Origin of the sequence: Chromatocurvus halotolerans, assembly GCF_004340525.1 — a bacterium.
In the GTDB taxonomy this organism is placed as follows: domain Bacteria; phylum Pseudomonadota; class Gammaproteobacteria; order Pseudomonadales; family Halieaceae; genus Chromatocurvus; species Chromatocurvus halotolerans.
On sequence record NZ_SLWX01000012.1, the window covers coordinates 44,669 to 57,443 of the forward strand.

General features: G+C 63.7%; 12 protein-coding genes. 9 read left to right on the forward strand and 3 right to left on the reverse strand.

Features of this window, described 5'->3' with window-relative positions; all coding sequences use genetic code 11:
- Nucleotides 1-26: 26 nt before the first annotated feature.
- The 9 genes from mutL to EV688_RS12855 all read left to right on the forward strand — a co-directional run bounded on the left by mutL (nt 27) and on the right by EV688_RS12855 (nt 9,504).
- A complete protein-coding gene (gene mutL, locus EV688_RS12815) occupies nt 27-1,886 on the forward strand; it encodes a DNA mismatch repair endonuclease MutL (RefSeq protein WP_117318716.1) in 1,860 nt (619 codons plus the stop codon).
- Between the two features lie 3 nt (nt 1,887-1,889).
- The gene (gene miaA, locus EV688_RS12820) at nt 1,890-2,870 is read left to right on the forward strand and encodes a tRNA (adenosine(37)-N6)-dimethylallyltransferase MiaA (RefSeq protein ID WP_117318718.1); all 981 of its coding nucleotides are present in this window, start codon (nt 1,890-1,892) and stop codon (nt 2,868-2,870) included.
- A gap of 67 nt (nt 2,871-2,937) precedes the next feature.
- Nucleotides 2,938-3,186 carry an RNA chaperone Hfq gene (hfq, locus tag EV688_RS12825; RefSeq protein WP_117318720.1) on the forward strand — a complete coding sequence of 83 codons (249 nt, stop codon included), beginning with the start codon at nt 2,938-2,940 and terminating at the stop codon, nt 3,184-3,186.
- 62 nt (nt 3,187-3,248) lie between these two features.
- Nucleotides 3,249-4,514: a ribosome rescue GTPase HflX gene (hflX, locus tag EV688_RS12830; protein ID WP_117318722.1), complete on the forward strand. Its 1,266-nt coding sequence runs from the start codon at nt 3,249-3,251 to the stop codon at nt 4,512-4,514.
- Nucleotides 4,515-4,612: 98 nt separating this feature from the next.
- Nucleotides 4,613-5,782, forward strand: a complete 1,170-nt coding sequence (gene hflK, locus EV688_RS12835) for an FtsH protease activity modulator HflK (RefSeq protein ID WP_117318723.1) — start codon at nt 4,613-4,615, stop codon at nt 5,780-5,782.
- A 2-nt stretch (nt 5,783-5,784) separates the two neighbouring features.
- Nucleotides 5,785-6,684: a protease modulator HflC gene (gene hflC / locus EV688_RS12840; protein ID WP_117318725.1), complete on the forward strand. Its 900-nt coding sequence runs from the start codon at nt 5,785-5,787 to the stop codon at nt 6,682-6,684.
- Between the two features lie 119 nt (nt 6,685-6,803).
- Nucleotides 6,804-6,995, forward strand: a complete 192-nt coding sequence (locus tag EV688_RS12845) for a DUF2065 domain-containing protein (protein WP_117318727.1) — start codon at nt 6,804-6,806, stop codon at nt 6,993-6,995.
- Nucleotides 6,996-7,004: 9 nt separating this feature from the next.
- On the forward strand, nt 7,005-8,210 hold the full coding sequence (locus tag EV688_RS12850) for an ATP phosphoribosyltransferase regulatory subunit (protein WP_117318729.1): 1,206 nt from the start codon (nt 7,005-7,007) through the stop codon (nt 8,208-8,210).
- 1 nt (nt 8,211) lies between these two features.
- Nucleotides 8,212-9,504 carry an adenylosuccinate synthase gene (locus EV688_RS12855; RefSeq protein WP_117318731.1) on the forward strand — a complete coding sequence of 431 codons (1,293 nt, stop codon included), beginning with the start codon at nt 8,212-8,214 and terminating at the stop codon, nt 9,502-9,504.
- A gap of 11 nt (nt 9,505-9,515) precedes the next feature.
- Here EV688_RS12855 and EV688_RS12860 read toward each other — a convergent pair whose 3' ends face one another.
- The 3 genes from EV688_RS12860 to EV688_RS12870 form a co-directional block, all read right to left on the reverse strand.
- Nucleotides 9,516-9,959 (reverse strand): helix-turn-helix domain-containing protein, encoded by a 444-nt coding sequence (locus EV688_RS12860; RefSeq protein WP_117318733.1) that lies wholly within the window; start codon nt 9,957-9,959, stop codon nt 9,516-9,518.
- A gap of 178 nt (nt 9,960-10,137) precedes the next feature.
- Nucleotides 10,138-12,114, reverse strand: coding sequence for a M48 family metallopeptidase (locus EV688_RS12865; protein WP_117318735.1), 1,977 nt, complete (start codon nt 12,112-12,114; stop codon nt 10,138-10,140).
- 46 nt (nt 12,115-12,160) lie between these two features.
- On the reverse strand, nt 12,161-12,754 hold the full coding sequence (locus EV688_RS12870) for a LemA family protein (protein WP_117318737.1): 594 nt from the start codon (nt 12,752-12,754) through the stop codon (nt 12,161-12,163).
- Nucleotides 12,755-12,775: the final 21 nt, after the last annotated feature.

Genomic DNA, 12,775 nt, shown 5'->3' on the forward strand with positions numbered 1-12,775 from the left:
CTGTTAGTGCCGAAAGCAGGGTCGCCATGTCGTTGATCAAGCGCCTGTCACCACGCCTCGCCAATCAGATCGCCGCCGGCGAGGTGGTGGAGCGACCGGCGTCTGTCGTCAAGGAGTTGCTTGAGAACAGCCTGGATGCCGGGGCCGACCGCATTGAGATAGAGATTGAAGGCGCCGGGTCGCGACTGATACGGGTTCGCGACAACGGCTCGGGCATGACGGCGGACGACCTGCCGCTGGCGCTGGCCCGCCACGCCACCAGCAAGATTGCCGAGCTGGATGATCTTGAGGCGGTCGCCACGCTGGGCTTTCGCGGTGAGGCGCTGGCGAGCATCGGCTCGGTATCGCGCTTGACGCTCACCAGCAATTCGGCGGACGAGGGGGCGGGCGTCTGCGCCTTCACCGAAGGGCGCGACATGCAAGTGACGGTCAAGCCCGCAGCGCACCCCCGGGGGACGACCGTTGAGGTGCGCGATCTGTTCTTCAACACGCCGGCGCGTCGCAAGTTCCTGCGCACCGACAAGACCGAGTTCGCTCATGTCGATGAGGTGGTCAAGCGGGTCGCACTGTCGCGCTTTGATGTCGCTTTCCAGCTGCGCCACAACGGCAGGACGATACACAGCCTGCGCCCCGCGAGTGCCGGCATGGAGCAGGCCCGTCGCGTGGCCGGAGTCTGCGGGCCCGCCTTCATGGAGCAGACGGTGGCCATTCAGCGCGAGGTGCCCGGCCTGAGCGTTCGTGGCTGGGTGGGGCTGCCCACCTTTTCCCGCAGCCAGGCGGATCTCCAGTATTTCTATGTCAACGGGCGGATTATCCGTGACCGACTGGTCGCGCATGCGGTGCGACAGGCCTACCGCGACGTGCTGTACCATGGCCGGCACCCGGCTTTTGTGCTCTATCTCGATATGGATCCGGCGCAGGTCGATGTCAACGTGCACCCGACCAAGCACGAGGTACGCTTCCGGCAGGGGCGTGACGTACACAACTTCCTGTTCAGCACCCTGCACAAGGCCCTGTCGGATGTGCGCCCCGGCACCGCTTCGATGCCGGCATCCGGGGCCGCGCTTCAGGGGGCTGCCGAGACCTCGCCGGCGGCCTCCGCTTCCCTCATGGATCAAGGCAGCCTCGGGCTGGCGCAGGCGCCGGCAGGCAGTGTCGCGGGCGCTTTTGCGGGTTCGCCGCGGACGTTCGCGGGCAGGCCGCAGAGCGAGGCCCAGCGCCGTAGCCTGTCGCGCCTTTACGGATCGCCGCCACCATCGGGGATTGAAGAACCTGCGCCGGGGGATCAGGCCGAGGGTGAGATACCGCCGCTCGGCTATGCCCTCGCGCAGCTTAAGGGCATCTATATCCTGGCGGAGAATGCGGACGGACTGGTTCTGGTCGATATGCATGCCGCCCATGAGCGCATTACCTACGAGCGCCTGAAGAGCGCCCGCGACGCCGATGGCATCCGCAGCCAGCCGCTGCTGGTGCCGCGCAGCGTTGCGGTGAGTAGCCGCGAGGCCGATCTCGCGGCGGCCTCCGGAGATTTCTTCGCCCGCTTCGGCTTCCGCGTCGAGCGCGCCGGTAGCGAGTCACTGGTAATCCGCGACGTTCCCGCCAGCCTGCGCGATGCGGATGTCGAGCAGCTGCTGCGGGACGTGCTCAGTGACCTTGCCGAGCATGGCACATCGGACCGGGTGACCGCGCACGAGGACGATATTCTGTCCACCATGGCCTGTCATGGGTCCGTGCGCGCGAATCGCCGGCTGGGCATTCCGGAAATGAATGCGCTGCTTCGGGACATGGAGGCTACCGAGCGGTCCGGCCAGTGCAACCATGGTCGTCCCACCTGGACGCGTCTGTCGCTGGTAGAGCTCGATCGACTCTTTTTGCGCGGTCGGTGACGCGTGGCTGAAGAGCGGCCGCTGCTGTTGTGCATCATGGGGCCCACCGCTGCCGGAAAGACCGCGCTGGCCGAGGGTCTGGTACAGAAGCTGTCCGGCGAACTGATCAGCGTTGATGCGACGCTAGTCTATCGCGGGCTCGATATTGGCGCTGCAAGGCCACAGTCGCCGCACCACCTGGTGGATATCTGCAGCCCCGCCGAGCCCTATTCCGCGGCGCGGTTTCTCGACGACCTTGCCCCGCTGCTCGACGGCATGCGTGATCGCGGCCGGGTGCCGATTCTGGTGGGTGGCAGCATGCTGTATTTCCGCGCTTTCCTGCAGGGTCTGTCGAGCATGCCGCCTGCGGACCCCGCGCAGCGCGAGACGATAGCAGCCGATGCCGCCAGGCGCGGGTGGCCCGCGATGCATGCGGAGCTGGCGCGGGTGGATCCGCAGGCCGCGGCGCGAATCCACCCGCAGCACTCGCAGCGTCTTTCCCGGGCGCTGGAGGTGTACCGCAGTTCCGGCGTCCCTCTCAGCGACTGGCATGCGGTGCCCGGTAAACCGCCCCTGGCGGCGGGTTACCGGGTGGTACAGGTGGCCATCTGCCCGCTGCGGCGCGAGTGGCTGCATGCGCGCATTGCCGCGCGCTTCGATGCCATGCTCGACGCCGGCCTGGTGGACGAGGTGGCCGCGCTACGCGCCCGCGGTGACCTGGATCTTCACCTGCCGTCAATGCGCAGCGTCGGCTATCGGCAGATCTGGCAGTACCTGGATGGCGACTGCGATCTTGCGACGGCCAGGGATCGCGCCATCGCCGCGACGCGTCAGCTGGCCAAACGCCAGCTGACCTGGCTGCGCAAATGGCCAGACCTGCACTGGATTCACACAAATGCGGCGGGAATGCCCGAAACACACACGTTTCCCGTCGCTATGGCCAATAAAGAAAACGCGGCGGCATCCGATCTGCTCTTGAACTATCTTGCGTACAACCCCATGTAGTATCCTGTTGCGGCAGTCACCGCTTACCGTTTTTTTTGGCCCGGGTTGGGTCCACAAGGAGAAAAGCATGTCAAAAGGGCATACGCTACAAGACCCTTACCTGAACATTCTGCGCAAGGAGCGTGTTCCGGTATCCATTTATCTGGTCAACGGCATCAAGCTGCAGGGCCAGATCGAATCTTTTGACCAGTTTGTCGTACTGCTGAAGAATACGGTCAGCCAGATGGTGTACAAGCATGCCATCTCGACAGTCGTTCCGGGCCGCGTCGTACGCCTGCCCATGCAGAATCCACCCGAGGACGATGACGAAAGCTGAGTTTCCTGCGGCGGCTGAACAGCGCCGCGTGTCTGTTCCGCCTGCCCCGCGAGGTTATTGTCGTGTTTTTTGAGCGTCCCGAGTCGGGAGAGATTGCTGTACTCGTACACATCGACTTCGGTCGGGGCAGTGAAACGGAGGATCCGCGCGAGTTCGAAGAGCTGGTGCTGTCCGCGGGCGGCGACCCGGTGGCCTTCATTATGGCCTCACGGCAGGCGCCGGATTCCCGCACCTTTGTCGGCTCCGGTAAGGTGGCGGAAATTGCGCAGACCGTCGAGGAACACGGTGCCCAGATTGTCATATTCAACCACACCCTGAGTCCAAGCCAGGAGCGTAACCTCGAACGCGAGTTCAAGTGCCGTGTGCTCGACCGCACCGGTCTTATTCTTGACATTTTTGCGCAGCGGGCGCGAACCCATGAGGGCAAGCTGCAGGTGGAGCTGGCGCAGCTCGAGCACATGAGCACCCGGCTGGTGCGCGGCTGGACCCACCTCGAGCGGCAGAAGGGCGGTATCGGCCTGCGCGGCCCGGGTGAAACCCAGCTCGAAACCGACCGCCGGCTCCTGCGCGCGCGCATCAAGGCGATTCTCGGACGGCTCGACAAGGTGCGCCGTCAACGCGAGCAGGGCCGTCGGTCCCGGCGGCGTGCGGAGGTGCCCACGGTGGCGCTGGTGGGTTACACCAACGCCGGCAAGTCGACCCTGTTCAACCGGCTCACGGCCTCTGGTGTGTTTGCTGCTGATCAGCTGTTTGCCACGCTGGATCCCACGCTGAGACGCCTGGAGCTCGAGCACGCGGGTGCGGTGATTCTGGCCGACACAGTGGGTTTCATCTCGCATCTGCCGCACCGACTGGTAGAGGCCTTCAAGGCAACGCTCGAGGAAACACGCAGTGCCGATCTGCTTCTCAATGTCGTTGACGCGGCGAGCGGCGAACGCGATCAGCACCGTTTTCACGTGCAGGAAGTGCTCGACGAGATCGGCGCTACCGATGTGCCCCAGATTGAGGTGTACAACAAGATCGACTGCCTGGAAATGGGCCCGCGGCTTGACCGCGACGACGAGGGCAGGCCCGTCCGTGTGTGGCTGAGTGCATCCACCGGTGAAGGGATCGACCTGCTGCTGCAGGCCATTGCCGAGCGCGTGGCCGACGACATGGTGGATGAGAATCTGGATCTCGATCCCGGGCAGTCCCGCCTGCGGGCGGCGCTCTACCAGCTGGGTGCGGTGGCCTCGGAGGAGTTCGGCGACGACGGCGTTTCGCACCTGCACGTGCGTCTGCCGCGGGTTGAATGGGATCGACTGCTGGCGTCGGAGCATCATCACTGAAAAACATGGCGTGTCTGTTATCGCATAGACGGTAGTGCGGCAACAGGGCACCCTTCTTTTTTGCTAAACTAGAACCTTTCGAACATCAGGAGAAACGTATGGCCTGGAATGAACCGGGTGGCGGCGGCAACAAGCCAAAGGACCCCTGGGGCGGCGGTGATCAGGGCCCACCCGACCTCGACGAAGCGCTCAAGAAGCTGCAGCAGCGACTCGGCGGTCTGTTTGGAGGCAGCGGCGGTGGGCGCGGCGGATCCGGCGGCGGTGGCAAGATCAGCGGCACCGTGCTCGGGCTGGTGCTTGCCGGCGCCGTCGTTGTCTGGGGTCTGATGGGTTTTTATCAGGTCGACGAGCAGGAACGCGGTGTTGTGCTGCGGTTCGGCGAATTCAACCGCGTGGCGATGCCGGGCCTGCAGTGGAATGCACCGCTGATTGACGAGGTGATCAAGGTCAACACGACCAAAGTGCGGGCAAAGAATTTCCGCGAGATCATGCTCACCCAGGACGAGAACATCGTTGAGGTTCAGGCGTCCGTGCAGTACGTGATTGATGATGTCGAGAGTTTTGTTCTCGACGTTCGCTCACCCGAGTCGTCGCTGGAACAGGCCGCACAAAGCGCCCTGCGTCACGTCGTCGGTGGCATGACAATGGACCTGGTGCTTACCGAAGGCCGGGCACGGGTTGCATCGGAGATGCAGGAGCGCCTGCAGGCATATACGTCCGCTTACGGTACCGGTATTCGCATCAGCACCGTCAACGTGGACGAGTCCAGGCCGCCGACGCAGGTCCAGGGAGCCTTCGATGATGTGATCAAGGCACGAGAAGACGAGGAAAGGGTCAAGAGCGAGGCGCAGGGCTATGCGAATTCCGTTGTGCCCGAGGCCCGCGGTCGCGCGCAGCGACAGATCGAGGAGGCGAGCGCCTATCGCGAGCAGGTTGTGGCCAGCGCCACGGGTGAAGCCAGCCGTTTTAACCAGCTCTTGACTGCTTACAACATGGCGCCGGACGTGACGCGGGAGCGTCTTTACATCGACGCGGTCCAGAATGTCATGAGCAAGACCAACAAGGTGATGGTCGACGTGGAGGGTGGAAACAACATCATGTATCTGCCGCTCGACAAGCTTGCCGAGCGCTCTGCCAGCAGTGGCAGTCAGGGAGGGCGTAGCATGCAGTCGGATGCCGCGCGCCTGCGCGAACTGACGGATGCCGTTACAGAACAGTTGCGTCGCGATGCCGCGATGGAACAGAACCGCCGCGGGGGAGTACGCTAATTATGTCTGGACGCAGTATGACAGTTTCGCTGCTCGCGGTTCTGGTATTGTTTATCGCGAGCAATGCATTGTTCATCATCAAGGAAACCGAGCGTGGTGTTCTGTTGCGCTTTGGTCAGGTGGTCACCCCCAACCTGGAGCCCGGTCTGCACGTGAAGGTTCCGTTCGTCAACAACGTGCGCAAGTTCGACGGTCGCGTGCTGACGGTCGACTCTACCCCGGAGCGGTTCTTCACCCAGGAGCAGAAGGCCCTGATCGTCGATTCGTATGCCAAATTCCGGGTTATCGATACCGCGAAATACTACACCGCCACCAACGGTGACGAGACTCGCGCGTCGGCGTTGCTGTCTCAGCGCATCAACGATGGTTTGCGGAATCAGGTAGCAGCACGCAGCATTCAGGAAGTGGTATCGGGCGAGCGCGATCAGCTCATGGCGGCCATCAACCGCGAGCTGGATGTTGTGGCTCGGACAGAACTGGGCGTGGAGATGATCGACGTGCGGGTCAAGCAGATTGATCTGCCGCAGGAGGTTTCCGAGTCAGTGTATCGACGCATGAACGCAGAGCGTGAGAAGGAAGCGCGCGAGCTGCGGGCCCAGGGTCAGGAGCTCGCCGAGGGTATCCGCGCTGCCGCTGACCGGGAGGTGACGGTGATCGAGGCCAACGCTTACCGTGATGCCCAGGAGATCCGCGGTGAGGGGGATGCCGAGGCAACACGCATCTACGCCGATGCCTTCGGACAGGACCCCGAGTTCTATTCGTTCACGCGCAGCCTTCGCGCCTATCAGGAATCGTTCCAGAGCTCCGGCGACATGATACTCGTCAAGCCTGACAGCGAGTTCTTCCGCTATCTCAAGGATTCCAGCGGGGCGCTCAAGGAGCCTGCCGACGCGGTGAATTAGGCCGGTCGGCGGGGGCGTCAGCCCCCGCCTCTGTGATAATATGCGCAAACCGTGAGATCGGGCCTCGTTGCAGGTACCCGGCCTCGCGGTTTTTTATGGCGTTCTAGCGGTGGTTACCCATGGATTTCTGGCAGGTATTTCCCGTTGCCGTCGCTCTGGTGTTCGTGATCGAGGGAGTGCTGCCGTTTCTGAGCCCCTCCCGCTGGCGGAGCATGCTGGCCACGGTAGCCCTCCTGGACGACGCGACAATCCGACGTTTCGGTCTCGGCAGCATGCTGTTCGGGCTCGGGCTGTTATACCTGATCAATTGAGAGTTACGCATGGGTCACGAAACTAGCACTGATCGCTGGCAGCTGCCCGATGGCGTCGATGAACTGCTGCCCGACAGGGCGGCGGCGCTGGAGGCGCTGCGACGCCGCCTGCTCGATCTCTACCGTGGCTGGGGCTATCAACTGGTCATTCCCCCGCTGATGGAGTTTACGGATTCCCTGCTGGAGGGTGTCGGTGCCGACCTCGACACACTGACGTTCAAGATGCCCGACCAGCCCAGCGGACGCACGTTGGGCGTGCGCGCGGACATTACTCCGCAGGTCGCCCGCATCGATGCACACAGTCTTGCGGATGAGGGTGTCAGCCGGCTGTGCTACACGGGTTCCACGCTGCATGCCCGGCAGAAGTCGCTGCTCGCCTCCCGGTCGCCGGTGCAGGCGGGCGCGGAGATCTTCGGTGAGGCGGCGCTGGCCGCGGATATCGAGGTGATCCATCTCATGCTCGCCACGCTGCGTGCTGCGGGGATCAGCGATCGGGACATGACGCTCGACCTTGGCCATGGCGACGTGTGTGGCAGGCTGTTGCAGAGTCTTGCCCTGGATGACCCCCGGGAAGCTGCCGTGTTCGATGCATTGCAGCGCAAGTCGCGACCGGACCTGCTGCAGGCACTGTCCGGTGTTGCCAGCGAGCCCCGTGAGGCATTGCTGGCTCTGATCGGCATGCACGGCGGAAACGACGCCCTGGAGCGCGCTGAAGCCCTGTTGTCGCCGGTTGCGCCCGGCATCGATGAGGCACTGCGCACGCTCCGTGAGGTTTCCGCCCAGATTGCGGCGGCACACCCGGAGGTGAATATTTATTTCGACCTTGCCGAGCTGCGCGGTTACCACTACCACACAGGCATTGTGTTCGCCGCCTATGTGCCGGGATATGGTGAGGCAGTGGCCAACGGGGGGCGCTATGACAATGTCGGACGGGCCTATGGCCGCGCTCGCCCGGCGACGGGGTTTGCCACAGATCTGAAGACGCTGGTGCAGCTTCAGGTGGCAGGTCCGGCGCCGGTTTCCTGCATTCACGCGCCAGTGTCCACAGATCCGGCGCTCGCTGCCGCGGTTTGCGGGCTGCGTGACGCCGGAGAAATCGTGATTACCTCCCTGACCGGAGAAAAGGACCCTCGCTGCAGCCGCGAGCTGGTGCAGCGTGATGGAGAATGGACAGTACAGGCGCTGGAGACAGCGTCGAATCACCGGACGGATTAGCATGAGCAAGAACGTAGTTGTTCTCGGCACCCAGTGGGGCGACGAGGGCAAGGGCAAGATCGTGGACCTTCTGACGGATCAGGCGGATGCCGTTGTGCGCTTCCAGGGGGGGCATAACGCCGGTCACACGCTGGTCTGTGACGGCGAAAAAACCGTGCTTCACCTGATTCCCTCGGGCATTCTGCGCGCAGACGTGCAGTGCCTGATCGGAAACGGTGTGGTGCTGTCGCCCGAGGCGCTGTTGACGGAAATCGCCACCCTCGAGGCAAAGGGGGTGCCTGTGCGACAGCGGCTGCGCATTTCCCCCGCCTGTCCGCTGATTCTGCCCTACCATGTTGCGCTGGACGCAGCGCGCGAGGCGCGACGCGGTGATGCCAAGATTGGTACCACGGGGCGCGGCATTGGCCCCGCCTATGAAGACAAGGTGGCACGTCGTGGACTGCGCGTCGGCGATCTGCGCTACCCGGCGCGCTTTCGCAGCCGACTCGCCGAGGTGATGGAATACCACAATGCCCAGCTCGTACATTACTATGGCGTGGAGGCCGAGGATGTCGACGCGACGGCGGACGCCACGCTTGCGATGGGTGAGCAGCTGCTGCCCATGCTCGCGGATGTGACCACCATCCTGCACGACTATCGTCGCAGCGGTGCCCGCATCATGTTTGAGGGGGCACAGGGCTCGTTACTGGATATCGATCACGGCACCTACCCCTACGTCACCAGCTCGAACACCACCGCGGGTGGCACGGCGACAGGTACCGGATTCGGTCCGCTGTATCTCGACTATGTCCTCGGGATCACCAAGGCATACACCACACGGGTTGGCTCCGGACCCTTTCCCACGGAGCTGTTTGACGCCGTGGGCGCCCAGCTTGCCAAGCGCGGCAACGAGTTCGGTGCCACGACCGGCCGTCCGCGACGCTGCGGCTGGTTCGATGCCGTGGCGTTGCGCAGTGCCGTCAATATCAACTCGGTCAGTGGGCTGTGCCTGACAAAAATGGACGTGCTCGACGGCCTCGATGAAATCCGTATCTGCACCGCCTACACCGACCGCAACGGCAACCCGGTCCCCAACCCGGTGGACGCGGACGATTACGCCGATATCGTTCCGGTCTACAAGAGCGTTCCCGGCTGGCAGGAAAGCACCGTGGGCGTGCGCGACCTGCAGGCGCTGCCGGTCGCCGCACGCAGTTATATCAAGCGGCTTGAGGAACTGGTGGGTGCCCCTATCGACATCATCTCGACCGGACCCGATCGCCTCGAGACCATCGTACTCAGACATCCCTTCGACTGAGTTTTCCCCCGCTACTGGGGGGAATACGGCGGTCTCTGCTCGGCTGCAGCGCACATCTGCGCGCTGTGACGTTGCTTGTAGTCGTTGAAGCCGAGCCCGGTCCAGCGGCGAAAAGCGCGATAGAAACTGTTCACTTCGTTGTAGCCGAGTTCATCCGCCAGGCACTTGCCGGGTACCCATTGCTCCCGCAGCCGACGCTCACAGCGATACTGCCGCGCCCGATCGAGCAGGAACTGGTAGCTGGTGTGATCTGCGCGCAGTCGACGCCTTAGCGTCGTCCCGCTGATGCCGAGGGTCTCGGCTACCGCGTCTGCCCGCAGGCGGGACAGATCTCCGCGCAGCAGAATGCGCAGAACCTGGTCTGTGGTGCGCGAGAGCGCATGGTGCCGGGGCTTGTCCAGCGCCGCCTGGGGGAACTCGACCGCCGTGCGTGATACAGCCGGTGATAGCTCCATAACCTGACCTCCTTGTCCTGGATGTGGTTTACGGATTGTGCGCGCCGACGCTGCATCCACCATCCTTGGCGATGCGCAACTCCTGCGTCGGTGCGTTGAATAAAGATAGCAAACGGCTGCGGTTTGGCCAGCCGTCAGCTGCCATTGCCCTGAAAAGACCGAAGGGGAGCGGGTGGCGTCAGTACGCCAGCGATGAAGTCACCGGTGATTGCAGTGAGGGCGGTAGCGGGCAGTCGATCACCGCGGCAATGGCGGCAATCAGCTCCCGCTCAACGGCGCAGGCCTCACCGTCAGCCCCGGCTGCCTGCTCCATGGCTTTCAGGAGGCGCGGTTTCAGCAGGGGAAAGCAGTCGGCAAGTTCGTGGACGCTGCGGCTGAACCCGGCTAACGAGCAATCGGCTATCGGCAGCAGCTGCAGTGATGGCATTTGCAGGCTGTCCCGGGCCGCGGCAAAGGCATCCCCGGCATCCCCGCTGCCGGCGTGGGCTAGCATGGAGAGCACGCGCTGCAGCTGGCTCTTCACCTGCGTCATGCGGCGAAAGCGCGGCGTTGCCGTGCGTACCTGCAGAAACTCCGGATCCAGGTAGTGCCGCACCAGCTGGTAGATACACCACTCGAACAGGCTGGTGCGACCGTCTGCCTGAATCAGCTGTAGCAGCGTCTGCTTGAATTCCCGGTACTGTGGCGACGACATTGCCCGAAGTGCCGGCAGACAGGTGTTCACCAGCGTCAGTCTGGCGCCGGCGGGCAGATCGGCAACCGCGCTCTGCAGGGTATTTGTTAGCGTGGCGAGCCCGGCCACACCGTGTTCTTCCACCAGGTCCAGCTGGTGGCGACGGGTATCCTCATCCTCCGCCAGCAGGAATGCCAGTGTGATGGCGCTGGCGCCCAGGGGTTCGTGTGCGTGCCGCAGCAGCGCAACGGGTATGGGCGCTGCTGGTTCGGGGACGCTTGTCGATGCGTCAGCGTCGAAGGTCGCCTGCATATTCCCGGCGGGCCCGTCGACGGTGGTTTCCCTCAGCACGCCCGTTGCCAGGGCTGCGGTCAGCACCAGCGTGGGATCCTCGCTGCGGGCAACGCTGTCGCGTCGCAGTGGGGTATTGGTGTAGTGCCGCACCTGCCGCTTGATGTACTCGCCGTTCCAGCCCGGATCGATGCGGCGGATGCGGGTGGCGAGTGGCGGATGCGTGGAAAAGGGCTGGAACAGTCGATGGGTGACGGCGCCAAAGAACAGGTGCGACATCTCGGGTGCCCGTCCGGCGTGCACCAGGGTGCCCGGCAGATAGCCGCCGATCACCTTCAGGGCGCCGGCGATACCGTCCGGGTTACGCGTGAACTGCACGGCGCTGGCATCGGCGAGAAACTCTTTCTGCCGGCTGATGGCCGATTTGATCATGCCGGCGGCGAGACCACCGATCCAGCCGATGGCCACCAGGCCGACTCCCAACAGCGGCAGCCCGTTGTTCTGCTGCTGGCCGCGCCCGCTGCGAAACTGCCGGTGGGCGCCGCTGCGCAGAAAGAAGTACCCGACATCGCCGAGAAAGGTAATCCCTTTCAGCAGCGCCGCGAGGCGTATGTTCAGGCGCATGTCGCCATTCAGAATGTGGCTGAACTCGTGCGCGATAACCCCCTGCAGCTCGTCGCGGTTGAGATGGTGCAGCGTGCCGGCGGTGACTGCTACCACCGCATCTGCCGGACCGACGCCGGCGGCGAAGGCGTTGATGCCCCGCTCCTCATGCAGCACGTAGAGGTCGGGCACGGGCATGCCGGCGGCGAGGGCGATCTCCTCGACAATGTTCAGGCAGCGCCGCTCGTCGGGATCGTCGGTCTGTGGCAGGACTCGGGCCCCGCCCAGGCTCTCGGCAATGTGCTTGCCGCCGGAGGCGAGACGGATCCAGGTCACCAGGGATACCAGGCCCACGCTGCCCAGGACCAGGAGGCTGACCCACCCGAAACGCTCCCAGCTGAGCTGGTCTGCGAGTCCACCCAGTCCGCCGCCACTCCCTGAATAGCCGCGGCCATCGTCCGACAGCCAGAAAAACCCGCCCAGAAGCAGGTTGGCAAGGACAATGAGCGCCACGACTGCCAGGCTGAAGAGAATGACCAGGAGGCGCGTGTTGCGTCGCGCCAGGTCCTGTCGTGCGAAGAAATCCATGCCCTACGGAATTGCCTGCGCTGTCTGGCTCACGGGGAACGCCGCTTCAGAAGGCGACCTTTGGCGCTACCTGGATCTGGGCACTGTCGTCGAATTCCAGCAGTTCTGCGTCCAGGGGATGGCCGAAGGTCCCGGCAAGCAGCACTGGCGGGAAGCTCTGCCGGTAGGTGTTGTAGGCCATGACCGCATCGTTGAAGCCCTGGCGGGCGAAGGCCACCCGGTTCTCGGTGGAGGTGAGCTCCTCCGACAGTTGCTGCATGTTTTCGCTGGCCTTGAGATCCGGATAGGCTTCCATGGTCACGTTGAGCTTGCCGAGGGCGCCCTGCAGTGCGTTCTCGGCACCGGCCAGTTTGCCCAGCGATGGTCCGTCACCGGTGCCGCCAATGGCCTTGAGAATGCTGGCAGCCTCGTTGCGAGCGCTGATTACGGCGTCCAGCGTCTCGCGCTCATGCTGCATGTAGCCGCGGGCTGTCTCCACCAGGTTCGGAATCAGGTCATAACGCCGTTTAAGCTGCACTTCAATCTGCGCGAAGGCATTCTTGTAGCGGTTGCGCAGTGTCACCAGGCTGTTGTAGATGCTGATGACGTAGATCACCAGGCCCAGCAGCACAAGCCAGAAAACGATGCTTGCCACGTCCATCAGTAAGTCTCCACGATTGAA

Bases quoted from the DNA above. Each gene is read 5' to 3' on its own strand.
- mutL (WP_117318716.1), top strand. From the start codon at position 27: ATGTCGTTGATCAAGCGCCTGTCACCACGCCTCGCCAATCAGATCGCC.
- hfq (WP_117318720.1), top strand. From the start codon at position 2,938: ATGTCAAAAGGGCATACGCTACAAGACCCTTACCTGAACATTCTGCGC.
- hflK (WP_117318723.1), top strand. From the start codon at position 4,613: ATGGCCTGGAATGAACCGGGTGGCGGCGGCAACAAGCCAAAGGACCCC.
- hflC (WP_117318725.1), top strand. From the start codon at position 5,785: ATGTCTGGACGCAGTATGACAGTTTCGCTGCTCGCGGTTCTGGTATTG.
- EV688_RS12845 (WP_117318727.1), top strand. From the start codon at position 6,804: ATGGATTTCTGGCAGGTATTTCCCGTTGCCGTCGCTCTGGTGTTCGTG.
- EV688_RS12850 (WP_117318729.1), top strand. From the start codon at position 7,005: ATGGGTCACGAAACTAGCACTGATCGCTGGCAGCTGCCCGATGGCGTC.
- EV688_RS12855 (WP_117318731.1), top strand. From the start codon at position 8,212: ATGAGCAAGAACGTAGTTGTTCTCGGCACCCAGTGGGGCGACGAGGGC.
- EV688_RS12860 (WP_117318733.1), bottom strand. From the start codon at position 9,959: ATGGAGCTATCACCGGCTGTATCACGCACGGCGGTCGAGTTCCCCCAG.
- EV688_RS12865 (WP_117318735.1), bottom strand. From the start codon at position 12,114: ATGGATTTCTTCGCACGACAGGACCTGGCGCGACGCAACACGCGCCTC.
- EV688_RS12870 (WP_117318737.1), bottom strand. From the start codon at position 12,754: ATGGACGTGGCAAGCATCGTTTTCTGGCTTGTGCTGCTGGGCCTGGTG.